The organism is Bacillus sp. DNRA2, from assembly GCF_012843265.1.
In the GTDB taxonomy this organism is placed as follows: Bacteria; Bacillota; Bacilli; order Bacillales; family Cytobacillaceae; genus Bacillus_BU.
This window is the reverse complement of the sequence record NZ_JABAIT010000019.1, coordinates 1-26292: the sequence shown is the minus strand read 5'-3', so window position 1 is coordinate 26292 and position 26292 is coordinate 1. Positions and strand designations below refer to the sequence as shown.

At 38.5% G+C, this 26292-nt stretch carries 24 protein-coding genes and 1 pseudogene; 9 read left to right on the top strand and 16 right to left on the bottom strand.

Annotated elements, in window-relative coordinates:
- Positions 1-15 precede the first annotated feature (15 nt).
- Together HHO41_RS15660 and HHO41_RS15655 are read right to left on the bottom strand one after the other, a co-directional pair.
- The gene (locus HHO41_RS15660; RefSeq protein ID WP_169100328.1) at positions 16-885 is read right to left on the bottom strand and encodes a HesA/MoeB/ThiF family protein; all 870 of its coding nucleotides are present in this window, start codon (positions 883-885) and stop codon (positions 16-18) included.
- 18 nt (positions 886-903) lie between these two features.
- The gene (locus tag HHO41_RS15655) at positions 904-1752 is read right to left on the bottom strand and encodes a HesA/MoeB/ThiF family protein (protein ID WP_169100326.1); all 849 of its coding nucleotides are present in this window, start codon (positions 1750-1752) and stop codon (positions 904-906) included.
- Positions 1753-2074: 322 nt separating this feature from the next.
- On the opposite strand from HHO41_RS15655, the gene HHO41_RS15650 reads away from it, so the two are divergent.
- A complete protein-coding gene (locus HHO41_RS15650) occupies positions 2075-3175 on the top strand; it encodes an alpha/beta hydrolase (protein WP_348981296.1) in 1101 nt (366 codons plus the stop codon).
- Between the two features lie 75 nt (positions 3176-3250).
- Here HHO41_RS15650 and HHO41_RS15645 read toward each other — a convergent pair whose 3' ends face one another.
- Entirely contained in the window at positions 3251-5008 is a 1758-nt protein-coding gene (locus HHO41_RS15645; RefSeq protein ID WP_169100324.1) for an adenine deaminase C-terminal domain-containing protein, read from the bottom strand.
- A 242-nt stretch (positions 5009-5250) separates the two neighbouring features.
- On the opposite strand from HHO41_RS15645, the gene HHO41_RS15640 reads away from it, so the two are divergent.
- Positions 5251-5889 carry a class I SAM-dependent DNA methyltransferase gene (locus HHO41_RS15640; protein ID WP_169100322.1) on the top strand — a complete coding sequence of 213 codons (639 nt, stop codon included), beginning with the start codon at positions 5251-5253 and terminating at the stop codon, positions 5887-5889.
- 185 nt (positions 5890-6074) lie between these two features.
- Here HHO41_RS15640 and HHO41_RS15635 read toward each other — a convergent pair whose 3' ends face one another.
- Both HHO41_RS15635 and HHO41_RS15630 read right to left on the bottom strand, forming a co-directional pair.
- Positions 6075-7277, bottom strand: a complete 1203-nt coding sequence (locus HHO41_RS15635; protein WP_169100320.1) for a CynX/NimT family MFS transporter — start codon at positions 7275-7277, stop codon at positions 6075-6077.
- A 94-nt stretch (positions 7278-7371) separates the two neighbouring features.
- Positions 7372-8334 (bottom strand): LacI family DNA-binding transcriptional regulator, encoded by a 963-nt coding sequence (locus HHO41_RS15630; RefSeq protein WP_169100318.1) that lies wholly within the window; start codon positions 8332-8334, stop codon positions 7372-7374.
- 89 nt (positions 8335-8423) lie between these two features.
- Here HHO41_RS15630 and HHO41_RS15625 point away from each other — a divergent pair, with 89 nt between their 5' ends.
- Positions 8424-8582 carry a hypothetical protein gene (locus tag HHO41_RS15625; RefSeq protein ID WP_169100316.1) on the top strand — a complete coding sequence of 53 codons (159 nt, stop codon included), beginning with the start codon at positions 8424-8426 and terminating at the stop codon, positions 8580-8582.
- Positions 8583-8649: 67 nt separating this feature from the next.
- Here the strand turns inward: HHO41_RS15625 and HHO41_RS15620 are convergent, their stop codons facing one another.
- Positions 8650-9813, bottom strand: coding sequence for a DUF4317 domain-containing protein (locus HHO41_RS15620; RefSeq protein ID WP_169100314.1), 1164 nt, complete (start codon positions 9811-9813; stop codon positions 8650-8652).
- Between the two features lie 251 nt (positions 9814-10064).
- On the opposite strand from HHO41_RS15620, the gene HHO41_RS15615 reads away from it, so the two are divergent.
- Genes HHO41_RS15615 through HHO41_RS15605 form a run of 3 tightly spaced genes read left to right on the top strand, consistent with a single transcriptional unit; the run spans position 10065 to position 12378 of the window.
- Positions 10065-10679, top strand: coding sequence for a TetR/AcrR family transcriptional regulator (locus tag HHO41_RS15615; RefSeq protein ID WP_169100312.1), 615 nt, complete (start codon positions 10065-10067; stop codon positions 10677-10679).
- Positions 10676-11599: an ABC transporter ATP-binding protein gene (locus HHO41_RS15610; RefSeq protein WP_169100310.1), complete on the top strand. Its 924-nt coding sequence runs from the start codon at positions 10676-10678 to the stop codon at positions 11597-11599. Before HHO41_RS15615 ends, HHO41_RS15610 begins: the two co-directional genes overlap by 4 nt.
- Positions 11599-12378 (top strand): ABC transporter permease, encoded by a 780-nt coding sequence (locus tag HHO41_RS15605; protein WP_169100308.1) that lies wholly within the window; start codon positions 11599-11601, stop codon positions 12376-12378. Before HHO41_RS15610 ends, HHO41_RS15605 begins: the two co-directional genes overlap by 1 nt.
- A gap of 148 nt (positions 12379-12526) precedes the next feature.
- On the opposite strand, the gene HHO41_RS15600 is transcribed toward HHO41_RS15605, so the two are convergent.
- The 3 genes from HHO41_RS15600 to bioW form a co-directional block, all read right to left on the bottom strand.
- Positions 12527-13750, bottom strand: a complete 1224-nt coding sequence (locus HHO41_RS15600) for a cytochrome P450 (RefSeq protein ID WP_169100306.1) — start codon at positions 13748-13750, stop codon at positions 12527-12529.
- A gap of 95 nt (positions 13751-13845) precedes the next feature.
- Entirely contained in the window at positions 13846-15015 is a 1170-nt protein-coding gene (gene bioF / locus HHO41_RS15595; RefSeq protein ID WP_169100434.1) for an 8-amino-7-oxononanoate synthase, read from the bottom strand.
- Between the two features lie 53 nt (positions 15016-15068).
- A complete protein-coding gene (gene bioW, locus HHO41_RS15590; protein ID WP_169100304.1) occupies positions 15069-15836 on the bottom strand; it encodes a 6-carboxyhexanoate--CoA ligase in 768 nt (255 codons plus the stop codon).
- 226 nt (positions 15837-16062) lie between these two features.
- Here bioW and HHO41_RS15585 point away from each other — a divergent pair, with 226 nt between their 5' ends.
- Positions 16063-16626 carry a pyridoxamine 5'-phosphate oxidase family protein gene (locus HHO41_RS15585; RefSeq protein ID WP_169100302.1) on the top strand — a complete coding sequence of 188 codons (564 nt, stop codon included), beginning with the start codon at positions 16063-16065 and terminating at the stop codon, positions 16624-16626.
- Positions 16627-16712: 86 nt separating this feature from the next.
- Here the strand turns inward: HHO41_RS15585 and HHO41_RS15580 are convergent, their stop codons facing one another.
- Together HHO41_RS15580 and HHO41_RS15575 are read right to left on the bottom strand one after the other, a co-directional pair.
- Positions 16713-17663, bottom strand: a complete 951-nt coding sequence (locus HHO41_RS15580) for an L-lactate dehydrogenase (RefSeq protein ID WP_169100282.1) — start codon at positions 17661-17663, stop codon at positions 16713-16715.
- Positions 17664-17733: 70 nt separating this feature from the next.
- Entirely contained in the window at positions 17734-18996 is a 1263-nt protein-coding gene (locus HHO41_RS15575) for an MFS transporter (protein WP_169100280.1), read from the bottom strand.
- Positions 18997-19318: 322 nt separating this feature from the next.
- On the opposite strand from HHO41_RS15575, the pseudogene HHO41_RS15570 reads away from it, so the two are divergent.
- A pseudogene (locus HHO41_RS15570) lies at positions 19319-20233 on the top strand (class I SAM-dependent methyltransferase).
- Positions 20234-20291: 58 nt separating this feature from the next.
- Here HHO41_RS15570 and HHO41_RS15565 read toward each other — a convergent pair.
- From HHO41_RS15565 to HHO41_RS15550, 4 genes are all read right to left on the bottom strand, one after another.
- Positions 20292-21572 (bottom strand): ammonium transporter, encoded by a 1281-nt coding sequence (locus HHO41_RS15565; RefSeq protein ID WP_169100278.1) that lies wholly within the window; start codon positions 21570-21572, stop codon positions 20292-20294.
- The gene (locus HHO41_RS15560) at positions 21569-21982 is read right to left on the bottom strand and encodes a hypothetical protein (RefSeq protein WP_169100276.1); all 414 of its coding nucleotides are present in this window, start codon (positions 21980-21982) and stop codon (positions 21569-21571) included. The genes HHO41_RS15565 and HHO41_RS15560 overlap by 4 nt, the downstream gene beginning before the upstream one ends.
- A 233-nt stretch (positions 21983-22215) precedes the next feature.
- Positions 22216-22857 (bottom strand): CPBP family glutamic-type intramembrane protease, encoded by a 642-nt coding sequence (locus HHO41_RS22750; protein WP_169100274.1) that lies wholly within the window; start codon positions 22855-22857, stop codon positions 22216-22218.
- Between the two features lie 110 nt (positions 22858-22967).
- On the bottom strand, positions 22968-23684 hold the full coding sequence (locus HHO41_RS15550; RefSeq protein ID WP_169100272.1) for an AAA family ATPase: 717 nt from the start codon (positions 23682-23684) through the stop codon (positions 22968-22970).
- A gap of 549 nt (positions 23685-24233) precedes the next feature.
- Between HHO41_RS15550 and HHO41_RS15545 the strand changes: the two genes are divergently transcribed.
- Positions 24234-24791 (top strand): cell wall hydrolase, encoded by a 558-nt coding sequence (locus HHO41_RS15545; protein WP_169100270.1) that lies wholly within the window; start codon positions 24234-24236, stop codon positions 24789-24791.
- Positions 24792-24847: 56 nt separating this feature from the next.
- On the opposite strand, the gene HHO41_RS15540 is transcribed toward HHO41_RS15545, so the two are convergent.
- On the bottom strand, positions 24848-25918 hold the full coding sequence (locus tag HHO41_RS15540; RefSeq protein ID WP_348981294.1) for an aminotransferase class I/II-fold pyridoxal phosphate-dependent enzyme: 1071 nt from the start codon (positions 25916-25918) through the stop codon (positions 24848-24850).
- Positions 25919-26292 lie beyond the last annotated feature (374 nt).

Below are 26292 nucleotides of genomic sequence, written 5' to 3'. Positions count from 1 at the left end.
TGCTTTTCTCCCCTATTAAAGCGTGGCGTAGTCCCATCTCCCAGTTTCCGGTGACACTACCGTTACCATACTTTGATCAGCCATATTAATTTTGATTAAATCTGGACTTGTGACTGGTTGTAAATCTTCTCGCTTTATTAAAAATTTAAAAGCTTCAAAACTAGCAATAACTCCAACTATATTAGCAACTGGAGCCAATACGGCCCATGGTCTTTGCTTTTGCACATAGCTTTTTGCCCACTTCTGGTCTGCACCGTGCTGAACAGAATAAAGCGCACGCCCATCTTTCATAGCATGTATTTTCGCTTGCATTTCCTCGGTTAATTCCTGTTGGAAGGATGGATAGCCTAATGCGAGTTCATAAGGCAATGATTCTGGAGTTAAGCTCATGACTCCTCCGCGAAATGGTGGAGTGACAGCAATCCAAACCGAAGGAATTCCTAAGGCATACGCCGTACGATGAATAATTGCACGTGCAACTAGGTTATCCGTAGCATCAATGATGACATCGGTGTTTTCTAATAATTCAAAGGCATTTTCCTCTGTTACAAATTGTTCTGTCACACGAATATTGATCGAAGGATTGATATCCAACAAAACTTCTCGTGCAACGGCGGCTTTTTCCATACCGATACAACTAACTGAACTGAGCATTTGGCGATTTATGTTACTAGCTTCAAAAATATCCTTGTCGATAACATGAATCGATCCTACGCCCATTCGTGCTAGTTGGATTAGTGTTATTCCCCCCACACCACCAGCACCTACAACGGTCACATGACTGTTTTTTAGCATGTTTTGTTCCACTTCAGAAATGACACCGATATTACGCGTAAAACTCGCATTATATAAATCTTCTATATTATTAATATTTTGGATTGTCATTTGTCTCAAACTCCTTCTTTATAAAGTTGTGTAATCCCATCCGCCCTCTGGAGCAGTTTCTACTTTGACTGGTGTTGGTGAATCTACGTCAATTAAAATTCCTTTTGGTGCTCTTGCCAGCGGTTCACGTCCAGTTAAGATTTGAACTGCCTCGTTAAAACTAAATAATGATAAGAGGTGAGCCCTCATCGGTGTGATAATCCACCCGACCTTGCCGGCACAGAAATCCTCTGCCCACTCTTTTGGTGCTCCTTTTTCAACTGAGTACCATGCACGACCCTTTTTAATTTCAGCAACCTGTTCTCGCATTTCTGGGTCCGTTAATTTTTGGCCAACTTTACATACATTCAGTACTTCTTCATAAGGAACTTCATTCGGAAAGAAGGATGATACAAATCCACGTGTTGGGGGACTTCCGGACATTCCAACACTCGGGATACATAAATTTCTGGCAGTACGGTGAATAATCACTCGCGACGGCATATCATCAACGGCTTCAATAACAATGTCGTGACCTTTTATTAATTCTTCCACGTTGTCTTCATCCACTTTTGCTTGAATAAAATTGGTAGATATGAATGGGTTGATGTCCTTTACAACATTTTCGGCAACCATTGCTTTTGGCTGGTCAACCACGCTTGATAGCGCCAACATTTGTCTGTTTATATTGGAAATTTCGAACTCATCTGGATCAACACCTGAAATATGTCCAATCCCCATTCGTGCACAGAGAATGGCCTCGTATCCACCGACTCCACCTAATCCAAAAATAATTACTTTTGCATTTCGAAGACTTTCTTGTTCCTTCTCAGAGTACACGCCGATGTTTTTCTTCACCATTTCCCAATAATACAAATCACTACTCATGTTAAATCCTCCTTTTTAAAGTAAAACCACTGTGTTAACGTTTGAAATTACACAAATAACAATAATAGTCAATTGTGAGAAATAAATGTAAAAAAGGAGAAATTAGTAAGAAATTTTAATGAAGTATTTATGAAAAAATGTCATCAAACGATTTGGCAATTTCGTGTGTTGTTGTTCCAAAATTAGGTTTAAAATACCAGTCCTGTCATATTTTAGACATAATTCCACAACCAAATAGCCCCTTCGAGTGATTTTAATCACATTTTTAAAAAGGTAAATTTAGATAGAAATTATTTAGTTTACTAGAGGAGATGATTCGAAGGTGTACGGAAAGAAAATTATTGTGATTGTAGTAAGTATCATATTATGTATTACCCTAGCAGCTTGCAGCAGTCAGAAAACGACAAACGAGAAAACACAAAACAAAGAGCAAGTGAAGGTAGCTGAGCATAAGCATGGAGAATCAGAGAATAAAATCGCTTTGAAAGAAGTAAAAATTCCAGGGCCTGTGGATGGTACGGAGTTATATCTTCGCAACAAATATGAGGAAAGCGAGAAGAAATTTTCGAGCAATGAGATTGTTTTATTTTTAGAGCCATATAGCGTACCTACCGCAGAAGCTTTTGATGTACCTGGTGTTTCTTGGATGGAAGAATATGCGAAAGATGGATATGATACTTGGGCGATGGATTTCCGTGGTTTTGGCAAATCAACATGGCCAGCGGAAATGTCTAAACCAGCTACTGAAAATCCACCAGTCATTAAAGCTGAAGATGCTGTCAAGGATTTGGAAACCGCTGTAAATTATATTAAAAAGACACGTAAAGTTGATAAAATATCGATTGTCGGCTGGTCCTGGGGCGCAGTTGTAGCGATGCAATATGCCAACGAGAATTCCGACAACATCGAAAAACTCGTCCTATATGGAGCAATGCACGGTTTCTCTTTGCCAAGCATGGCAAAGCTTTATGAAGCACCTGATAAACCGGGAGTAATCAATGCAAACATGCCTGCTTACCAAATGATTAATTTCGATAAAGGTATGCATCATTGGCACATGATGTTGGATGGCCGCGATTTAGTTAGTGATAAAACAATGGAATCTGTTCGTAAGGTATTTGTCGCTTCCGATGAAGCTGCAGAAAAAAATCCAGAAATGGCAATACGCCGTGTGAATGGTCCGCTTGTTGATTTGTATAACATCTGGAGTAATAAACCATTTTTTGATGTATCAAAAATCACTGCCCCAGTGTTAGTAATCAGTGGCGAAGATGATTTCTTTGCCGACCGTGACTTAATTAAAAAATTAACGGGTACAAAAACGAAAAAAGAAGTCATCGTCCCAGAAGCAACCCACTGGATGCTATACGAAAAAACTCATAATACCCTACTCGAAGAAACTGATAAATTCCTAAAAAACTAGGTGACAGGCACCACCCGATTTTTCTTGTTTCACAAGGATCTTTGTGAAACAAGATTTTTCGGGCGGTGCCTGGCACTAGTTGGTTTGGTAGATTCTTTTGGTTGGTGGGACGAGAATTGTTTGTGATTTGACGTCGTATAGTCCGCTTGGTGTTAATCGGATAAATGGTAAGTGTGTTGCCGAGAAGAATAACAATGTGAAGGCCGGGTCATCGTATTTATAGCCTCTTTCCTTCAATAATTCTATCATTCGCTTCTCTTGTTTTATTAATCTACCCACTTCCAAATCGGACATGATTCCCTTTAACGGTAATGGAATTTCATGTAAGATTCGGTTGTTCTCTACTAGAACGATTCCCCCACCTATTGCTTGCATCCGTTCAAATGCTGCGAGCATATCCGTTTTTCTTTTACCAATGACTAAAAAATCTCCCGTACCGGAATAGGAACTTGCAAATCCACCTATCCCCTTAGCAAAATCCTTCACAATGGTATTAACTCTCCACGTTCCATCTCGGGCTACCAACATTAAAAACGATTCATCACTGTCCAACGGTAACTCATCACCATTCAAGTCAACGCTAGTTTCATAAGGTTTTGTAATCACGTTATTTAACAAGTGAATTCCTGTTGTCGTTGAAAACTGTAAATCGACCGCATGCAAAGTCCAATTGAATTTAAGCGGAGAAAGCTGATACTTGTCCCAATTTACCGAAGATGACCAATTTTGGTCTTTTCCGTCACGCATTATCCAGTGCCCCTTCGCAATGACGCTGACTGGCGTTGGGTTATCCTTACTCTCCAAAATATTGATGTTCGCAATTCGTCCAGTTGCGATCGAGCCATGCAAATGCTCCATATTGTAATAGCGCGCAATATTGTAGCTCGCCATCAGATATGCATCAACGACAGGTATTCCAATCTCGATTGCCATGTTAATCAATTCATCAGTAAAGCCATTTTCATGGAAAAATGGATGTGAACCATCGGTAGTAAAGAAGAACCGATCAAATTTTTCAATTCCGAGTTCAATTAATTCTTTTAAAAGAATATCTAAATCAGGGCGAATCGATGAATGCCGTAATGAAACAGTAAAGCCCTGTAATAATCGCGTCAGCGCTTCTTGACCGGTCATGGCTTCATGATCACAATCGGCACCGATTAATTTTAATTTTGCCAACGTGCCTTCAGAAGCTCCAGGGAAATGTCCTTCGATTTTTTTGTACAAGCTCTTTGCCGTTTGAACCCAAGTGAGCATTTCGTCATCGCCATTCAAAAGTTTAGGCCATGCGGTTAATTCCCCTCCTTGCAGTACAGCTTCATGTTGGAGCCAATCAATCACAGCTTCTGTGTTAAAAATCTCATCATTATTCGGGAGCTCGGTTTGTGCGTCAAAACGACACCACCAATATATACTTGCCGGAATACTCTTAAACTCATTTATCAAGCCAAAAGCATCTTCTTTCGGAAGCGCAACAAAGAAATTTAAATTATCAGCAATAAGTGTAGTCGTTCCATGCTGACTGGCGAATTTCGCCAACGTAAGCGGGTTGTATAATTGGTAGGGATGCGCATGGGGCTCAATATAACCTGGAACTAAGTACTTCCCTTCACAATCGATGATTTCCAAGTCAGTTTCTATTTCAGGAAGCTTTTCGCCAACATAAACAATTCGATCATCGTAAATCCATATGTTTGCTACCAACCATTTTTGCAAGTATGTATTTAAATACGTTGCATTTTTCAGAACAAAATGGGGCCTAATCTTTTCATCTATGACTGCAACATGTTCTCGTATTTGTTTGTTACTCCATCGAAAATTTCTACTAGCCAACTTGTAACCCTCCTGTTGATGTGTTTATTGATAAAATTTATAGTAAAGTTCATAATTTTAGCTAATAATCTGAATATTACATTATTTTGAACAATTATTCAAATATTCCGTCTTTTATCTTTGTGTAAAAGTAATAAAAACCCATTTTTGCAGTTGGATCATTAGTAAGTTACAGCCTGACACTTTAATTCATACTATACTTATATGTTTTCTTTTATATTAAAAATAAGGCGGCGATTGGAATGGGGCTTGAGTTTGTTAGATTATTCGATGAATGGGCAGATTCGTACGATCATAGTGTGACAGGTCATGATCTGGAATATAGGGCTGTATTCGCAGGCTATCATAAAATTTTGCAAGCTGTAGCGGATCGCGTTTCAGGTAACATCGTTGAGTTTGGGGTTGGCACGGGGAATTTAACGGAGAAATTGTTGAAACAGCAAAACCAGGTAATAGGGTTTGAACCATCTTCTGCGATGCGCGAAAAGGCTTTTGAAAAAATACCAAATGCCCGCATTAGGAATGGGGATTTTCTAAATTTCAAACTGGATGGTTCATGCGACGCCATTGTTAGCACATATGCCTTTCACCATTTGACCGACCAGGAAAAGGCTGAGGCATTTTCTAAGTATTCACTGCTATTAAATAAAGGTGGAAAAATTGTTTTTGCAGATACTGTTTTCTTGAATGAGCAGCATAAGTTGGCAGTGATTGACAAGGCTATCAAGCATGATTTTTTCAATTTGGCAGAGGATCTTCGGACTGAGTACTATTCAACCATCCCTGCTTTAACGGCAATGTTGCATGCAAATGATTTTTCGGTTGAGTTTATTCAGCTGAATTCTTTTGTTTGGTTGATGGATGCGACGAAACTTTCCTGATAAGGAATGTTGAATTGGCAATTTAGTTCACAAGTGTAATTATGAATTTCTCATAAGGACTAAAAAGGTACCTGGCACCACCCGAATTTTCTTGTTTCACGGAAGATGTTTCACAAAAAGAAGCAGAAACCAATTTTTGTAGAAATAAAATCGGTTTCTGCTTCTTGCAGTCTAATCCCTATAGCTTAATATACGTACTTTTCACGACCAGCGAAGACGCTGAAGATAACCAGCAACAATGATATCACGACCATGGTGATAAGCGGAACAGTCCAGTGATGCGTTAAATCATATAAGTAACCAATAAATAACGGACCGATCGCCGCCAAAATGTAACCGACTGATTGTGCCATACCTGAAAGCTCAGATGCCTGGCGCCCGTCCCGCGCACGTAATCCGATAAAGGTTAACCCCAATGGGAAACAGCCGCCCAAGCCAATACCTAAACTCATACTACTTAACAGCATCATCGTATAAGATCCATTCCAAAGTAAACCAGCAAAACCGATGACGGAGCAAATGCTAAGTCCCACCCCGAGCCATTGCTGGGAGCGGAATCGGCCTGCAATCATCGGCACGATAAAGCTAAATGGTAACCCGATTAATTGGGTTACAGACAACAGCCATCCTGACATTTCTAAGCTAACCCCTCGATTGATCATGATTTCTGGTAACCATGCAATCGTGACATAAAACATAAATGACTGGAAGCCAAAGAAAAAGGCAATTTGCCAAGCTAAAGCGGAACGCCAAATTTCGTTGCCTTTTGAACGAGTTGGTTTTATTCTTTCCTCATGTCCCAGATTTCTTTTATCTAGAAAAATCCAAATTAAGATCGCTATCACAACTGGAACTCCCCAGATCATTAACGAATTTTTCCACCCAAGGGAAAGCCCGCTTGCCAAAGGTACACTCACGCCAGAAGCGACAGATGCCATTAAAGTTAACGAGGTAGAATAGACACTAGTCAACAAACCAAATTTTCTCGGAAACTTTTCTTTAACAATGACCGGTAACAACACATTACATATCGCAATTCCAATTCCGACAAATAACGTTCCGGTAAAAAGAAAAACCGTATGGGGGACAAACCTTATGATAATTCCAATCAACAATGTTAAAAGTCCGATAATCAGTGAACGTTCATTTGATAGTAATTTTGCCAACTTCGGGACCATTGGCGAAACGAAGGCAAACGCAATAAGCGGTAAACTTGTTAAAAATCCAACACTCCAATGAACCAGTCCTAAATCCTTCTGAATCATCCCTACTAGAGGTCCAATCGAAGTAATCGCTGGTCGTAAATTCATCGCGACTAGGACGATGCCTGCGACAAGAATATATTTATATATTGATTTTGATTGAATCGTAGATTTTACCATTTCCATTAGAAGTATCTCCTTTTCTGAAGCACTCCTATTACAATAGCACAATAATAATAAATTTCGCATGAGAAAAGTTTTGGCAAAATAATATAACCAACTACACCGTCTCGCGTTCAATTAGTTTGACACTAATTTCTTCATGTGAAATATCGGTATCACCGATAGCTTGCAGAAACAACTTACCGCCGATTTCTTTTAAAGGAATTTCTAAAGTTGTAATATGCATGATTTGAGCAATCGGCAGGTTGTCAAATCCCATAATTGCAAGGTCATCAGGAATCAATATTTCTTTTTCACGACAAAAAGTAATCAATCCAGCCGCTACAATATCACTCGTTACCAATAATGCCGTTGGAGGATTATCCATTTCCTTCAAACGCTGCACGACCCGGACACCATCTTCAAAATTTAAACATTGCTCAAAGACATAGTCTGATTCTATCGGAACATTCATTTTCTTAAAAAAATCGTGATAGGCATTTCCACGCTGTTTGCTGCTCGTACCGGATTTTCTGGCGATGCAATATCCAATTTTACGATGGCCTTTACGATATAAGTAGTCCAATGCCTGATAAAATGTTTGATAGTGATTAATATAAGTGGATAAAAACTTCTTACCACGCGTATCCTCACAGAATACTATCGGCCCATATTCCGCATATTTATCGAATACATCCCAGCTGCAAATCCGCGAGCAAATGATTAAAGCATCAATTTGCTTATGCTGCAGCATTTCTAAAGCTTCAATTTCTCTTTGTTCCTCGTAATTTGTTTGGAAAAGAACGAGTTTATAATTATTTTTAACGGCTTCATTCGCAATTCCTTCGATTAATAATCCAAAATAAGGGTGGTTCGAAAAAGGTACAACAACCCCAATCAATAGCGTCTTTCCGATACTGAGGTGTACAGCATTCAAATTACGTTGATAATTACTTTGCTCCATCGCGCGTAACACAGCTTCTCGCTTATCTTCGCTTACATAGGGGTGATGATTAATAACGCGGGATACAGTGGTGACCGATACTCCGGCCATTTTTGCAATATCTTTTATGTTTGTCATCGTCTCACCTTTTTTTAAAACTTTTTCTTGCTCTGAAATGCGTTTCACACTTTAAGCTTAACTCATCAAATTAAAGGGGGGCATCCAAAATGGACATTCTCATCGGAATCATATACTTAATTATGTTACCATCTGGAATCCTACTATTAGCATCATTGGCAATATCACCATATGAAAAGAAACATATCATTCAAAAAACGAAAGGCAATGACTACTACAGTACATTGTTTAACGTCTATTCCAAATAGTACGCTAAAAGAGTAGGAAACCAATAGGTGTCCTACTCTTTTGCATCGATTTAAGATTTACAAAAAATCACAATTCTTCTGTTTCCAATTTGAATCCTTCTAATACAATATCTTCGTCAACTTCAAGCAGTAAGCAGCGTTTTCCTTGATACATAATGTATTTTACTTTGTTGAGTTCCTTCGGATTAATCGCTACATCAGCTACATGCGTACTGATTTTTATTTTTTTAGGAATTAACGTACTTGCTTTGAATTCATGTCTTTCATCATCAACAACCGCTTTGAAAGCATGCTCCACCTTTGCGGTATCAACGTTTTCGACGCCGCTCACGGTTAAGATTCGTTCAACATCCTTATAATCTACCATCGGAGGTTCGCTTTCTTCCTCTTGCTCTTCATCGACCTGCATCATTTTATCGATTTCCTCATAGACGTTGGAAATCACCCGCGTATCTACTTCGTCACCGATTACGTTTATTAAAATTTGTTCAAATATATCCTTGTTCTCAACAGCCGTAATGATTCCTTCACAGTCAAGCACGTCAAAAACAAAGGTTTCATCTGGTTGGTTCACCTTTCCGGCACAGTAAAGAACATGATTGACGTCAGCTGCGTTGTCAGTAAATGCTGGGAACAAAAAGCCCGATAACGGCGATGCTAAGTTTATGATCGGGTCAAAGGCGTTATTTGGTTTAAATTCTTTCTCGATATAATCAAATAATAATGCTTTTTTCGGTTGATCGGTCTTGTTCTGACTGCAAAGGATAAACTCATTAGCGTAGACGGCATCATCACCGCCTTCTTCAGACTCCGCGTTTCGTTTGCTCGTATTTTTGCGATATTCACCGCGGATAAACGTTACCATCGTATCGAACTCATATACCATGTGAGCATACATTTTCTCTACCATTTGTAACATGTTGCCGACCCAATCCTCGGTTGATTCTAGTCGTAATCCTTCGTAAAGGATGGTTTGTGCACCTAAGTCCACATCCCGTCTGAATTTGAGTTCGAACAATTTAGTATCAAGGTCTCCTGTTAAGACCTTTTTAAAGTTTGTTAAAAATAATTCTTGCGCTTCTTGCTCCAACATTTGAAATGGTTGGCAAATATGATGATAGATTTCACCAGATTCTTTTTTAACATAAACATTCAAGATTTCACGAATTTTCATTCGATGATTATCCAACTTAAATTCCTTACGAATATTTGCGATGTCCTTTTTATTCATACGTCTCAACTCCCATCCCTGATTATACTGTTCAAAAAGAAAAATAGTAATACTTGATATTTTGTTTGTTATATATCAACTTCACCTAACCAAAAAAATGGCTCCGGTAGCGTGAATCAACCATGAGCCATTTTTATAAACTTTCTTAATACAAAGCCCAAATCCTTCTTATTTTATTAAAATTAAGATATAATTTCTGTGAATAAAAATAATAATTATTCATATGTTCACAAAAGAGGTGTTTATCCAACATGCCAAAGGGTTTTAACGAAAACGAAAAACAGAAAATTAATGAAATGATATTGACCGAAGGACGCAAACTTTTCAGTAGTTATGGACTTAAAAAAACCAGTATCAAGGATATTACAAGTGCTGTTGGTATTGCACAAGGTTCATTTTATATTTTTTACAGTTCAAAAGAAGCATTATATTTTGCGATTTTAGAGCAAGAAGAACAGAAAATTAAAGAGCATTTTATTGATTCGAATCTTACAAAAGCCCAATCTCCAAAGAAAGCTTTAAAAGATCTTCTCCATCAAGCCATTCAGCTCGTTGAAGAGAATGTCTTTATTCGCCAAATCTATTTGGATAATAATATGGAGGCAATTTTACGAAAGCTTCCGAAAGAAGCATTGGAGGAGCACTTTCAAAAGGATTCTGATTCGCTTTTACCACTTATTCATAAATGGCAAAACGAAGGAATTATTTTACAAAAAAACCCAGATGTTATTGCAGGGATATTCCGCTCCCTGTTCCTCTTAACCTTGCACAAGGAACAAATCGGTGTTGCGGTCTATCATCAAACTTTAGAGTTTCTAATTAATCTTATCGTAGATGGTATGGTGATTAAGGAGGACTTAACATGACGGATGTAATTGTCACAACTAGGCTTACGAAACGATTCAAGAGTTTTCTCGCAGTGAATGATGTGACGGTAAATGTAAAAAAGGGAGAAATATATGGTTTCCTAGGATTGAACGGTGCTGGAAAAACGACAACCATTCGGATGCTTCTTGGAATGATTCGTCCGACATCAGGAGCATGTTATTTGAATGGTAAAAAGGTGAGCTATAAAGAAAATAAACTTTGGGAAAGCGTTGGCTATATGGTGGAAACCCCGGCCTCTTATCCCGAGCTTACCGTAAAGGAAAACCTAGAATTGGTATGCCGTCTCCGGCAACTCAAGGATAATCAAGCTGTGCTTCGGGTCATGGACCAACTTAAATTGACTCCTTACCAATATAAGAAAGCAAAACACCTATCACTAGGTAATGGGCAGCGCCTTGGAATTGCAAAAGCTCTCATCCATCAACCAGACATTCTTATTCTTGATGAGCCAGCAAACGGATTAGACCCAGCTGGGATTGTTGAAATTCGTGAGCTGCTCCAGAATCTTGCTTATAATCACGGGACAACCATCTTTATTTCCAGTCATATTTTAAGCGAAATTGCCAAATTGGCGTCAAAAATTGGGATCATCCACAACGGAAGTCTAATTCAAGAGGTTACAACCCATGAATTAGAGCAGCTATTAACGAAGCGTCTATTGATTAATGCTAGCGATAATCATTTAGCAAGAAGCATTTTAGCCAATGCTAATTATCGTGCAAGTTTTACTGTTTCGGGAGCCTTACAAGTTACTGATGATAGAGCTATTGTTCACCCGGAAAAAATTGCTAAAATCATGGTCGAAGCAGGACTGCCTCCGTCTATGCTTTTAATGGAAGAAGAAGATTTAGAATCTTATTTTCTAAGAATCATTGGCCTGAAAGGAGCAAATGTGTAATGAAACCGCTATTTGCTTCTTTATATGGTGAAATACTAAAAATCCGAAAGTCTAAAATTCTCTCCATTACTTTTGCAGCATTAATGCTTATTCCATTAATGGGTGGATTTTTTATGTTTGTGTTAAAGAATCCGGAATTTGCCAAATCAACAGGTCTATTAGGTGCAAAAGCTCAATTAGTTGGGGAAGCCAGTTGGCCATCCTACTTTGGTTTGTTATCTCAGGCAATCGCAGTCGGTGGAATATTGGTATTTGGATTTATCTTTAGCTGGGTCTTTGGCCGAGAATATTCTGACCGAACCTATAAGGACCTCCTCGCCATGTCCATTTCCAGGCCCTCGATTGTTTTAAGCAAATTTATCGCTGCATCCCTTTGGTGTGTGCTACTCTCGCTTTTTGTTTTTGGACTCGGGTTTGTTATTGGTTCCATTATAGAATTACCAAATGGTTCTGCTGAAATCACCCGAACTGGATTTTCTAAGTTCGTGGTCTCTGCTTTGTTAACAATTGTCCTAAGCTATCCTGTTGCTTTCTTTGCAAGCTATGGTCGTGGCTATCTGGCACCACTTGGTTTTGTTGTTATTACTCTAGTATTTGCTCAAGTCATTGCGGCAGCGGGTCATGGTTATTATTTTCCATGGTCGATTCCTGCGCTTTACAGTCAAATTGCTGACCCCGAGAGTGAACCAATTGGCTCCGTCAGTTATCTGATTGTCTTTTTCACAGGCTTGCTCGGATTTACAGGAACAATATTATGGTGGAAATTCGCCGACCAATAAAGATGACACATTAAAGGTGACAAATAAAGGTGACAGGCACCACCCGAATTTTCTTGTTTCACAGGGGGTGTTTCACGATATAGGATATGGCCTATTATCATGTAATGAGGTAAAAACATGAAATAGGCCATTTCCCACTTTTGCAGAGTCACTTTTCACATTCCAATATGATTGGGAGTGTTTCGAGAGCTCTAAAGCCGACCAATTTTCGCCATTGAACTCCCTCCGAATCAACCTCGAAACATTCAACGCTTTCTAGGAATGTTTGAAGTGCTACTTGGGCTTCTAACCGAGCTAATGAGGCACCTAAGCAAAAATGTGAACCAGACCCAAACGCAAGATGAGGGTTGGGACTGCGCGTAATATCAAATTGAGCAGGATTTTTAAATTGTTTAGGGTCTCTGTTTGCTGCTCCTAGCATAATGTACACTTGCTCACCTTGTTCAATCGTAACTCCGGCCACTTCCACCCGCTCTGCTGCAACCCTTGCTGTTAATTGGGTTGGACTCTCATACCGCAAAACCTCATCGATTGCCGGTTCAATCAAATCAGGATTTTCCCTTAGCAGGACAAGCTGTTCAGGATTATTTTTCAAAGTCAGAATCGTATTACTGATAAGATTAACAGTGGTCTCGTGTCCTGCAATGACAAGCAAAATACAGGCTGCTAGCAATTCATCTTCCGATAGCCTATCCCCTTCTTGCTCATCCTTTATAAGCTGACTGATAAAATCTTGCTGAGGTTGTTGCCTGCGATTGTTGATTAAGCCCTTAAAATACATCATAAAATCCTTAATTACATCGTTTCCATTCGCTAGAACCATTCTTGACCTAGTGAAATCAATCGTTGGAATAAGCTCGATCGTCCATTCCCGAAAAAGATTCCGATCTTCTTTTGGCACGCCCAAAAGTTTTGCAATAACATGACTTGCTAAAGAGAAGGCAAAATCCGAAACAACATCCATTTGTTTCGCAACTTTTGCTTGAGTGAGCAGTTCAAGAGCAATTTTTTCCATATACGGACGAATCCCATCGATTACATTCGGGGTAAATCCTTTACTCATTAACATTCTCAATCTTTTATGATCCTGTTGGTTTTTAAACACCAGCATATTGTCTTGAATGGTTTTTAACTCTTCATATTTTCTTGTAGTCGGTGGCAGTGGTGTTCTATTTTGAAATTTATTATTTTTTAAAATAGTAACCGCCTCATCATACCCCGTTACATACCAACCTGAGTATTTATAAGCACTCATTTTCAAGATTGGGTTGGCTGAGCGCATTTCTTCGTAAAATGGATATGGATTCTTTAAGAATTCAGGAGCTGACAGTAATAGGTCCTGGTTTTTTTTCGAAATTTGTTTAGTTTTCATTTGTTTAACCTCTAATTTGTTATTATAAATTCCACTTTCGTCTTGCGGTTTTTCGGACGTCTAACCTTCACCAAACCATTTATATTCCTAAAAAACTATATTATCTTCAGTTCCTTTCCAATTTTATAAAAAGTCGCCAAAAGATACTCAATATCTGATGCATGATGCTCACTAGTCACGGTCAAGCGAATCCTGCTTTCTGCCCATTCGACTGTTGGTGGGCGAATTGCTGGCGCAAAAACCCCTTCATTCTGTAGCTTATTTGCAAAACTCGCAGCAGAGTATGGATCGCCAATGATTACTGGAATAATTGGTGTACCCTCACCTTTTATAGTAAAACCCATTTCCTGCAAACCCGATCTAATATTTTCTGCCTTCGCTAGTAATTGCTGACGTCGGTCTTGATCATGCTCCATAATCTCAAACGCCACATACGAAGCAGCACAAATAGCAGCTGGAATCGCAGTCTGGAAAATAAATGTTCTGGCGTGATTCTTAAGAAAATCAATCAACACTTGGGATCCGCAAACAAAACCGCCTTCCGTCCCAACTGCTTTACTTAAAGTTCCAATGACTATATCAGGTTGAACGTTGAAATGTTCACTTGTTCCTCGTCCATGCTCCCCAAGAACACCCGTTGCATGAGCATCATCAACAATCACAAAAGCATTATATCTTTTGGCAAGCTTCATGATTTGGTCAAGCGGTGCAATATTTCCGTCCATACTAAACACACCATCTGTGACAATGAAACGATGTTGATACGTTTGAGCCGCGTGTAGTTTTTCTTCCAGGTCGCTCATGTCAACATGCTCATAAACAACAGTTTCCGCCCCAGATAAACGACATCCATCGATAAGACTGGCATGATTTAAGCGGTCGCTTAAGATTACATCGCCTTTTTCGGGAATCGCAGATAAAACTCCGACGTTTGCTAAATATCCAGATGAAAACAGTAGTGCAGCCTCTGTTTGCTTAAATTGGGCAATTTGTTGCTCGAGCTTTTGATGCCATCTAGTATGACCTGTCGTTAATCGAGAGCCACTACTACCTACACCAAATTCATAAAGGATTTCCTCCGCTGCATAGATCAATCTTTGGTCATTAGCTAATCCTAAATAATTATTTGACGAAAATACTAATTGCCTCAGGTCCTCTACAACCATTTGCGGTCCAGGAGCACTAGTCATCGTTCGTAAGGTTCGGTACAGGCCTGAATCAATTGTTTGATGTAATCTTTCCTTTAACCAACTATCTAATTCAATTTCCATGCAAACTCTATCCCCTCGTTAAAAAAATCAAAACTAGCGACGAAAGATTACTCATTCTTCCAATGAACAAAAACAGGCTGCTTTTCCAAGTAATGAAAATATGAATCTTCTTCTCTTTGACGATCGACAAAAAAGATACGGCAGCCTTGTTCGTCCCCCAATTCCTTTAATTTTGTAATACGTTGGTAGCCAAAATTTTTGCTTGCCACATAGCCAGTAACATACTCTGGATCATCGGACCAGCATAACTCGGCAACCGTCGCAGGATGTGCGGTGACTTTCGATGCAAGTGCAAGTGCCTCTTTTAATCTGGCGTTCATTGAGATATGATTTACCGCAGCCCAAATCGCGAAATTATCCTCTACCCAATCCATTCTGGAAACCCTTATCCCTCGGTCACGTCTTTCATCCAATCTTTCTCCAGTTTGATAATCGATGACAAGCGCACCTCTAATCCCTGAATATTCGGTCATTTCACGATAGGCACTCTCAATGGAATGATGAGAAACACCCGCTGACAATAACAATTCCTGGGCAAGCTTCTGACCCTGTTCAACAGTTCTGACTTCATTAGTGGTGATTGTAAGTGGATTTATGTATGTTATTGACTCATGAATGGCTTCAAGTTGTATTTGCATGAAATCCGGTTTTCCTCTGGTGTGGATTAACGCTTTTTCAGACAATATTTTGATAGCTTGCTGAAGATCGCAATATGCAGAAATCATTTCACCACCAGAGATGTGCTTCCCTCCTTGTTCGTGTGAACCATTCTTTGAAGCTCTCATTCTCACACTAAACAGATGCTTATCTAGCATGCTTCCTCCCTCCAAATCTTTTTTTTATGAAAATAATAATGTTATGTAAACAAATATCGAAATACCATCGCCATTTTAATATAAATTTGTTAACCGTTTATGTCAATTGGTTAACAAAAATAAAATAATGTACAAGACAGCCTTTGTTTGCAGGAAAAAGGGCGATTTCCTAGAATTGAACCTTATTAAGTTTTTAAAAAATAACATTACGGGAGAAGGTTCATGAATGAAATATAGAGAAATTAGACGTACTTCAAATACTTTAAATGATGAACAAAAAATAAATGATTTGCTCATGAGGGCAAAGATTGGTTATTTAGGATTGAGTGATGAAGAAGGGACCTATGTTGTGCCATTAAATTATGTCTGGAAGGACCAAATGATTTTTTTTCATTCAAGTGATGAAGGACGAAAAACAGATGCACTGAAAACTAGCAGCCGAGTTTGCTTTACAGTGTCTGAAGATTTAGGGACGGTCGCCCATCCGCTCCCTTCCGATATTGGAACAAGTTATACGAGTGTAATGGTATTTGGACAAATCAAGATGATTGAGGATATTGGTGAAGCAACGAGAGCTTTGCAAGGTATGCTAGATAAATTTGTTCCTGGCTATTTTGAGAAAAGCCTTGCACCAAGATTTGTTGAACAATATCGTTCATCTTTGAATAGCAAAACGGTTGTTTACTGCCTTGTTCCCGACCAAATTACAGGAAAACAAGCTCTCGCTGAACCAAATGAAATCTTCTTCGTAGGGCGAAAACAAGCCGATGATTTAAAGAAAAACCGCTAAAGATTAAGAAATCCCCCTATTATTTCAAAAGGGGGATTTCTTTCGACAAAATTCGGGTGGTGCCAGGCACCTTTTTAGGCACTTATTTAGATTTCGACTTTTTCTGGGTTCATGATTGCTTTTAGGACTGCGACGGAGTGGTCGAATTGAGCCTTTTCTGCTTCATTTAGGTTGATTTCTATAACCTCTCGAACGCCGTCGCGATTCACTACTGCCGGAACACCGATGAATACATCGTGATGACCATATTCCCCTTCTAACAGGGTTGAAACTGGAAGAATACAATTTTCATTGTGTAAGATTGCTTTTGTAATTCGAACAAGCGCCATACCGATTGCGTAATAAGTTGCACCTTTTCGTTGAATGATGTGATAAGCTGCATCACGGACATTAGCATGAATTTGCTCAAACACTTCTGTCTTCAATTCGCTATTTTCCTCAAAGTAGTCATCAATCCGTTTAACACCAATCGTTGCATGACTCCAAACAGGAAACTCAGTATCACCATGCTCTCCCAGAATATACGCGTTAACATTTCTTGGATCTACATTAAAGTAACTTCCAATTTCATACTGAAGTCTAGCTGTATCCAGCACCGTTCCGGAACCGATCACCCGCTCTTTTGGGAGACCTGATACCTTCCAGGTAACGTGAGTAATAATATCAACAGGGTTTGTGGCAACAAGAAAGATTCCATCAAATCCACTCGCCATAATACTTCCAACAATTTGCTTAAAAATATTTTTGTTTTTTTCTACCAATTGTAATCTAGTTTCACCTGGCTTTTGCGCTAACCCTGCAGTAAGAACGACAAGATCGGCACTGCCACAATCCTCATAGGACCCTTTCCAAACTTTAATGGGTGATGGTGCCAACGGAATCCCATGGTTAAGATCCATTGCCTCACCTTCTGCTTTTAATTCATTCACATCAATCAGGACTAATTCTTCGGCAACTCCTTGATTTATCAATGAATAGGCGTAACTGCAGCCTACTGCACCTGTTCCAACTAAAACAACTCGATTTACTTTTCTCATGATTGTAATCTCCTTTAATTAAATAGTTGTGATATCTATATTGATAAATTCATGATGCGCGGATTACTGATTACTTCCCAAAATGTAATTTAATTGCAAGCGAGCTCTTTCTGAAGCCAGTTTTTAAAGCCTCTTCTTTCGCTCTTGTTTCCGGGAAGGTTGCAACTAGGAAAATATATACACTTGCCATTGAAATAAAGAAAATCATCGCCGGTACATATCCTGATTTTCCTAAAATAAAGCTCCAGATAATTGTTGCAATCGTTTGGCCTGCATAAGCAATCGCCCAGAACAATCCAAACATAATCGTTAATTTTTGCGGTGTCATTCCCTTGAGTTCATGTGGCAAATTCAAGAAAATCGGATATTGAATAAACATCGCAAAGCCTGATAGTGAAATAAATGTATACGCTAAGAGCGGATTCTTATTTGCGAAAAATAAAGCCAGTGCGAACGCTCCAACCATCATTACCCCAGACATCACCAAAACTGGCTTGCTTTCCATACCACCATTTCCGATGCGAATTCCAACAAAAGTACCTAAAATACCAAAACCTGAAATAAGCAAATTCGTAACGGAACCATTCAGCAATGTATATTGATCAAAAATTGCTTTAAAGCTGACAAGTGATAACACATATAGAGTCAAAAAGGATGCAAAAGCCAAACCGTAACGCCATAAAAAGGGATCCTTTAACGCGTCTTTATAGCCATATTCTGGCTCTGTCGCATCTGAATGTGATTGCGTTTCAAAGTTTTCAGCCTTTAACAACCAAGCAATGAATACCAATATGGTTAAGGATGCAAAAATCGTTAACGTTAGCTGCCAATTTGCCACCATTTGTTTCGCAAACACCGTGAACAAAATCGCTACAATAAACGCTCCAACGTTGTAAGAAACAGTATTTGCCGCATTGATTCGCAGCTTTACTTTTGAATTTGTGACATAATGCGCAACTACTGGATTCATATAAACGATGACCATCGACCCACCAACTGCCATCACCATTCGTGCAACGGTATAAGCCCAATAATTTGGAAGATATATCGCAACAAGTCCCATCAATAATAAGGCAATCGCAGTACCAGCAGCTTTCTTCGGTCCTAGTTTCATCAGGATGATCGCCGCCAGTATATTAGCAAAAACGCGAGCGGTGGTGATTGAATAGTTAACTAATTGGGCGATAACAGGATCAACTGGCCCCCCAAAAAAAGTTTGTGTTATTTGGGGAGTTAAGGATGAACCTGCTACCCAATTCATCGCAAATGTCACATATGCGAGCCAAAGTACCGCCATCATAAAATAGCCATTGTGTTTGTTTGTTGCTTCCATAACTGATGCCACCTCATTTGTTTGAAATTTATGTTTACTAAATCGCTAGGAGATTTAGTAGCTTTTAAGCAAAATGTTTGTGAAACATTTCACATTTCCCTTCGATGTCATTTAGTATACTGCTCATTTGTGAATATTTTCACATAAATTGTTAACAAAATATGTACATTTTGTAAGCCCTTTCGCAAATAGCCATCGTGCGACCGCGAAAATTATTGACAAAAAATTTATTTGTGCTATAATTTACAATTAAATTAATCCTGTATATAATAAGATTCTCCTGGCCGGGGAATCTTATTTTTGTTTTTTAGGAGGATTATGAATGAAGCAAAATGATTCTAGTATAACCTCATTAATGACGGCTTTTGGCCGTGCTTACCACAGCCTGTGTGACGATCCGAAAATTTTCAATGATGATATGGCCGAACAATTAATATCAAAACAGGAATTTGATAACATCAGCGAAAATTTAATTCAAGGTTCCCAGTATTTTATCGATCATCTTCCGAACCAAATTCACAATCAACCAAATAAAATATTAAAATGGATTACATAGGTACAACTCGCTCCAATATCGTTATCTCGTTCTGCTTTTAGCGAAAAGGTACTTCAAAATGAAATCATATTGGGTGCCGAGCAATATGTCATACTTGGTGCTGGTTTAGATACTTTCGGCTTCCGTCATCCTGAATTAAATCATAGACTTAATATTTTTGAGATTGATCATCCATCAACTCAAAGCTTTAAACTTAATAGATTAAAACTCGCCGCTCTTGACATTCCTAGTAATCTGCATTTTGTAGAAATGGATTTCAGCCATGAATTTTCCCCACAAAAATTGTCTATAGCTGGCTTCGAAAACACGAAGACTTTCTTTAGCCTCTTAGGCGTTTCATATTATTTAACAAAAACCGAAACAGTCAATTTGCTTAAGAGCCTATTTACGATGGTTCCAAAAGGAAGTTCCATCGTTTTTGATTTTGCTGATGAAAATCTTTTTGTGGAAAAAGGAAAATCAAACCGTGTGGAGAGAATGCTTACAATGGCTGCGACAGTTGGAGAACCGATGAAGTCTTGCTTTTCATATCATGAATTAGAGCAAATGTTAGAGGAATGTGGGTTACTCATTTATGAGCATTTATCACCAGCACAAATCAATCAACAATTTTTTAAAAATCGAACAGATTATCTATCCGCTTTTGAAACCATCCATTACATCCATGCTGTCAAACAGTAATGTCCGCAAAAAGGCCGCTCTAACTTTTAACGTAGAGCGGCTTTTTTCTGCAGAGTACCTATTCTTTTTTATGAATGTTTATCTCAGAAAAAGTTTCTTTCAGCTCGATAAATTCTGAGGACGCATTTGTAGCCATAATTCCGTGATAACTGATATCCAATCCAATCTCCTCTTCTTCCTCAGTGGCACGGATTGGTATCCACACATTGATTATTTTTAAAACGAACCACGTTGATCCAAAGCCCCAGGCACACAAAGCGATAAGACCAAGCAATTGAACGCCCAATAAGTGCCAGTTACCTTCTGTGAGCAGACCTCCTTCGGGTGCAAATAGCCCCAATGCGACAGTCCCCCAAATTCCTGAAGCTGCATGAACCGGAAATGCACCGACTGGGTCATCAATTCTCATCGATTCTAACCAATTCGTTACAGCCATCATTAAAAAGCCTGCAACAACTCCAATGATTAATGCGGAAAGGTCAGTTACAAAAGCACACCCAGCTGTAATCGCCACAAGCCCAGCCAAAGATCCGTTGATGACCGATGGCGCATCGGAACGTCCATAACGAAACAGCGTATAGAACATCGTTGCCGCACCGCCGGATGCTGCTGAAAGCATCGTAACAATAGCAATATGACCAATTCTTACATCGGTCGCTTGCAACGTACTTCCGGCATTAAAGCCAAACCAACCAAACCACAATAAAAACGCTCCAACTGAAGCAAGCGGCAGATTACTTGGCAATGCAACCGAGCTTGTACCCATTGGTGTATATTTCCCTTTTCTTGGACCAATTAAAATCGCTGCAGCTAATGCTGAAAAACCACCTAAAGCATGAATGACCGCAGAGCCAGCAAAATCAGTCATTCCCAATCGGCTTAACCAGCCTCCACCCCATACCCAATGCCCAGCAATTGGATAAATGAATGCGGTTACGATAATGGCTAATACCAAATAAGCTCGAAAATTTATCCGTTCTGCTACTGCCCCAGATATGATTGAAATAACCGCAATAACAAATGCTCCCTGGAACAGCCAATACGTATCGAGAGATATCACAAGGTTGATATGGGATAAATCCCCTTTTAACAGAAAACCACTTGTCCCAATTAGCCCAAATAAATCAGGACCATACATAAGACCAAAGCCGATGATAAAATAACAAAGCGTACCGATGATGATGTCAGCAAACACCTTCATAATAATATTTACACTGTTCTTTCTACGAACAAAACCAGCCTCAAGTAACGCAAAGCCACCCTCCATTAAAATAATCATCGCTGCCGTTAACACAACCCAAATCGTATCCATTCCTGACTGCAAAGACTCAATCGTCATGATAGGGAACCTCCGCTTCCTTCCAAGGACTTTATTTCATCCAACAAATGGCCAGATACAAGAATCTCCGCTTGGGCAGGCTCTGTCTCGATTTGAACAATTAACTGATTCAACCCAGAAATTACCCGTTTGATTTTTTCAATACTTTTAAATCTTTCCTTCACATATACCATATACTCCACGGCTTGATGATGACTTGGAGCGCGGCTTGTAAATAGCTTTTTTATCGGCGATAATGAACGGTACATCGCATCCTCTGTTCTTCGCTTTTCTTCATATTTAATAATTTTTTCTTTTATACTAACAATCTCAGCTTCTTTATTGCTCTTAATTCTATTTAATACTTCTATTAATTGCTCCGTACCCATTTCAAAATTAATAGCTAGATTCACTTCATCCCTCAGCAACATGTTAACTCCCCTAACATATTCATGTTAACTTTTCTTACATTATATTTCTGCATATCAAAAGAGTCAATATCTTATGCCATACTGACCGAAAATTATTTTTCTTTTTTAAAGTAAAAGAGCTCATTCCTTTTGATAAAAGGTGCAATTTTTATAATCGCAAATGGGAAAAACAAACAAATCTACACAAGAAAAAGCATGAACATTCGAATGAATGATACATGCTTTTTCTTTTACTATTTGATTAATATAAATAAAGTAACCTCAAAGATATTAGCAATGAAGTGAGAGATTGTACTGACCCATGCATTTTTTGTTTTGTGAAAAATGACGCCATATAAAACACTGTTAATAAATGTAAAAAACAATCCATATGATACTACAAATGGATCTCCAACCTTAAAATGCCCTAGCGTAAATAATAACGAAGAAAATAGGAGAGCAGGAATGATCGGAAGGACTTTACTTAATTGATTTTGGAAGAATGCTCTCCAGGCAATCTCCTCTCCTAAAGCAAAAATAAAAAACATTAAAACTGAAGATATACTTAGTTCAATCGGGACAAATGAACCTGCTCTTGTGATTTCGAACTCGATGTATTGTGGTAAAAATAAATTTGAAATCAAAACGCAAACAGCGTCCATAATAATGGGCATCACGATCCAGAGCCAAATGGTTCTGTCCTTTAAACTCGCCCCAGTTGCCTTTAGGTCAAGACCACTTCCACTCGTTGGCTGTTTTTCAATAACCTTATTAATAAAGAAGAATCCAATCCCAATGAAAATACACGCTGAGGAGATATTCAACCCGAATAAATTAGTAAATGATAGAATCACCATAATAATCATTACGATAATGGCAATTTTGTTAATATTCACGATACTTTACCTCCATTTTTTAAGTAATCTCTGCCACTCATGAAGTTAAAGATATGAATAATCTTATTATATAATTATATCATTTTTTGAAGTTATTTTTTTCCATTCGTTTAGTCGTCTTTAAATATCTCACGCAAAAATCGATCTCTATTTTCCAAAAAGTATTTAGTAATCTGATAATGATCGGTCATCTCATAGTCAATTTCTTCTATTTGATCGTTGTCAAAGCTATAAATGGCTGCCTCAGGATAACCTAACAGGATTGGAGAATGAGTGGCGATAATAAATTGGCAATTTTCCTCTTCCGCTAAATCATGGATGATTTTTAAAAACGTCAGCTGTCTTTGTGGTGATAACGCTGCCTCTGGCTCGTCTAATAAATAGATGGCATTCCCGTTAAATCTATTTAAAAATAAAGACAGGAACGACTCGCCATGAGATTGCTTATGTAGCGAGAGCCCACCGTACGCATCCGTCGCTTTTACTTCGTCAATATGCGAAGCGAAATGGTAAAACGATTCAGCTCGTAGAAAAAATCCATTTGAAACCTTGGGCATCCATGATAGTTTAATATAATCTCCAAGCGCAGATTCTGCCGATTGTACTTCGTAATAATTATTACGGCCACCGCCTGCGGTATTAAAGCCACATTTGTCAGCAATCGCCTCAAGCAAGGTCGATTTTCCTGTCCCATTTTCTCCAACAAAAAACGTTACTTTTTTCGTTAATTCTAATTGATCAAGATTTTTAAGAGAAGGAATCGTAAAAGGATAATGCTTTAAAGTGGTAATATTCTCACGCTGTAGAGTAATTCTTCGTAAAAACACGTTATCACCTGCTTTAATATGATACTTGGTGTCGGTTTAGGTATTCGACTTTACAAGTTGAATTTAATCGTAACCTCTTGAACCAAATTTATCTACCTAGGGGTAACAATTAATTCTTATTCGTTACCCCTAAGATCATTTTCTCCACCATAGAGGTAACGATTCACTATTATTCATTACCCCTAAACCCATTTTCTTCATCATAGAGGTAACGATTCACCTTTATTCATTACCCCTAAACCCATTTCCCCTGCATCAGCGATAGAAAATTGCGATTATTCTTAACCCCTAGCCAATCCTCTAGTTTTCTATGGCGTCAACTTGGCCATCGGTTTAAAACTACTTCTTCAAATTTAGGTATTTTAGTAAAATTATCCTCCATTTCATTGATATTGGGATAAAAATCTCATATTTATTACTAAATGACACCTTTTTGCTACATTTGTAATATTGTCATCAAATCATAATCAAATGTAATCGACCTGTTCTGTTATACCTGTACTATTCCATGTTACTGTAATAGCATAACTTTTTAGGAGGTAGCCACACATGAAAAACAATTTACTAAATAAAGTCATTGTAGCTTGTGTCGCTACAATTGGATTATTTGGATATCAAAATCTTACCGTCAAAGCAAATGATCAAATTCATGATTATGATAAAAATCGTCTACTTATAATTGGTGAGCAAAAAACTGTACCGGAAAATATTGTGGCTCAAAGCGAACCCGCTCTGCCTATCACAGATGAAGAGAAGGATTTATTTGCACGTTTAGTTGAGGCTGAAGCAAAAGGTGAACCGTATGAAGGTAAAGTAGCTGTTGCGGAAGTAGTTTTAAACCGGGTTCAGTCACCTGAGTTTCCTGATACTGTAACGGGCGTTGTGACTGAGGTTGTCGGTAAAAGCTATGCTTTTTCTCCAGTTCAAAATGGAGAAATCAACAAGCCCGCCTCAGATGAAGCAAAGCAGGCAGTGTGTGAGGCATTAACAAGTGATGACCATTTAAACGAGGCAGTCTATTTTTACAATCCTGAAATTGCTACAGATGATTGGATTCGCTCTCGTGAAGTTGTTACAACTATCGGTGATCATACCTTTGCAAAATAAGATAAACGGCTAATTCAATTTGAATTAGCCGTTTTTGTTTATTATATCAATGTCATTTAAATAATACCCATATCCTTCCCAATCACTTCAAACTTATTTAATAAGTATTCAATATCACTATAACCATGTTCTGAAGTGATTGTTAACCGAATTAAACTTTCAATTCCTTTGTAAGCAAGTTGAGGAGCAGGCAGCGCGAAAATACCCTCTTCCTCAAGTCTTGCTGAAAATGCTTCGGTTTGATGAGGATCTCCGATGATAACTGAAATAATCGGAGAATGCTGTCCCTTCACAAAATACCCCATATTTGCCAAACAGTTCCTTACATAATTTGCACTCGCCTTAAGAAGCAATCGTTTTTCTCGACTATTTTCTAAAATTTCAATAGCTGCATAAGAGGCTCCACAAAGGGCTGGAGGTATTGAAGGATGATAAACAAAGGTTTTGGCATAATTTCTTAAAAAATCAATTAACGTTCGAGAACCACATACAAATCCTCCCACAGCACCAAATGCATTGTTTAATGAGCCAATAATGACATCTGGATTTACATTAAACAGCTCACTTGTACCTCGGCCATGTTCTCCTATTACTCCGATTGCATGGGAATCGTCCACAATAACATATGCACTGTAATTTTTTGCAAGAGACATAATTTTATCGAGCGGTGCTATCGATCCATTGATACTAAATACACCTTTTGTAACTATAAAGCGCCTATCTTTATTTTGAGAGTGCCTTAGTTTTTCTTCCAAATCCGCCATATCAACATGAAGATAAGTAATAGTTTCAGCCTCTGATAATCTTCCCGCATCATTTACACAAACATGATTGAGTTGATCACACAAAATGACATCCCCTTTTTCTAAAACAGATAACATAACTCCAAAGATTGCTAAAGATCCGTCTAAAAATAACATAGCTGCCTCAGTATTTGTAAACTTAGCAATTTTATTTTCTAACATATGATGCCACTTTGTGTAACCCGTCGTTGCCCCAGTACCGCTACTACCAACACCAAACTGATGAAGTATCGTTTCTGCAGCATAAATACAACTTTCATTGTTGGCTAACCCTAAATAATTATTTGAAGAAAATACCAATTGTTTGCGTCCATTAATTTCCACCTTTGGGCTCGGCGCCGTATTCATGGTTTTTACCGTACGATACAATCCCGCTTCCTTCGTTTCTCTTATCCGCTCGCTCAACCATTCCTCTAACCCCATTCATCCACTGTCCCCTCTTCATTATTAACAATAAATGCAAATTTGGTTATAATAATTAATTAATCTCACCTTTTATTTTCTTATTTTTCTGAAAATTTTTCTATAGTTATTTATTCACATTAACCTGTTGTATAACAAATCTGTTCTTAAACTATTTTAATTGGCTCTTTTTCCCCACAAAATAGAGTAGGCGCATGAATTACTCATGCGCCTCTCACAGTTCCGTACGTGCGGGTCATCGCATACGGCTCCTCCATAATTATCCCCGTTGGGGA

What these genes read in the sequence shown, in the direction of transcription:
- HHO41_RS15660 (WP_169100328.1), bottom strand. Translation starts at nt 885, where the DNA reads ATGACAATCCAAAATATTAATAATATAGAAGATTTATATAATGCGAGT.
- HHO41_RS15655 (WP_169100326.1), bottom strand. Translation starts at nt 1,752, where the DNA reads ATGAGTAGTGATTTGTATTATTGGGAAATGGTGAAGAAAAACATCGGC.
- HHO41_RS15640 (WP_169100322.1), top strand. Translation starts at nt 5,251, where the DNA reads ATGGGGCTTGAGTTTGTTAGATTATTCGATGAATGGGCAGATTCGTAC.
- HHO41_RS15635 (WP_169100320.1), bottom strand. Translation starts at nt 7,277, where the DNA reads ATGGAAATGGTAAAATCTACGATTCAATCAAAATCAATATATAAATAT.
- HHO41_RS15630 (WP_169100318.1), bottom strand. Translation starts at nt 8,334, where the DNA reads ATGACAAACATAAAAGATATTGCAAAAATGGCCGGAGTATCGGTCACC.
- HHO41_RS15625 (WP_169100316.1), top strand. Translation starts at nt 8,424, where the DNA reads ATGGACATTCTCATCGGAATCATATACTTAATTATGTTACCATCTGGA.
- HHO41_RS15620 (WP_169100314.1), bottom strand. Translation starts at nt 9,813, where the DNA reads ATGAATAAAAAGGACATCGCAAATATTCGTAAGGAATTTAAGTTGGAT.
- HHO41_RS15615 (WP_169100312.1), top strand. Translation starts at nt 10,065, where the DNA reads ATGCCAAAGGGTTTTAACGAAAACGAAAAACAGAAAATTAATGAAATG.
- HHO41_RS15610 (WP_169100310.1), top strand. Translation starts at nt 10,676, where the DNA reads ATGACGGATGTAATTGTCACAACTAGGCTTACGAAACGATTCAAGAGT.
- HHO41_RS15605 (WP_169100308.1), top strand. Translation starts at nt 11,599, where the DNA reads ATGAAACCGCTATTTGCTTCTTTATATGGTGAAATACTAAAAATCCGA.
- HHO41_RS15600 (WP_169100306.1), bottom strand. Translation starts at nt 13,750, where the DNA reads ATGAAAACTAAACAAATTTCGAAAAAAAACCAGGACCTATTACTGTCA.
- bioW (WP_169100304.1), bottom strand. Translation starts at nt 15,836, where the DNA reads ATGCTAGATAAGCATCTGTTTAGTGTGAGAATGAGAGCTTCAAAGAAT.
- HHO41_RS15585 (WP_169100302.1), top strand. Translation starts at nt 16,063, where the DNA reads ATGAAATATAGAGAAATTAGACGTACTTCAAATACTTTAAATGATGAA.
- HHO41_RS15580 (WP_169100282.1), bottom strand. Translation starts at nt 17,663, where the DNA reads ATGAGAAAAGTAAATCGAGTTGTTTTAGTTGGAACAGGTGCAGTAGGC.
- HHO41_RS15575 (WP_169100280.1), bottom strand. Translation starts at nt 18,996, where the DNA reads ATGGAAGCAACAAACAAACACAATGGCTATTTTATGATGGCGGTACTT.
- HHO41_RS15565 (WP_169100278.1), bottom strand. Translation starts at nt 21,572, where the DNA reads ATGACGATTGAGTCTTTGCAGTCAGGAATGGATACGATTTGGGTTGTG.
- HHO41_RS15560 (WP_169100276.1), bottom strand. Translation starts at nt 21,982, where the DNA reads ATGTTGCTGAGGGATGAAGTGAATCTAGCTATTAATTTTGAAATGGGT.
- HHO41_RS15545 (WP_169100270.1), top strand. Translation starts at nt 24,234, where the DNA reads ATGAAAAACAATTTACTAAATAAAGTCATTGTAGCTTGTGTCGCTACA.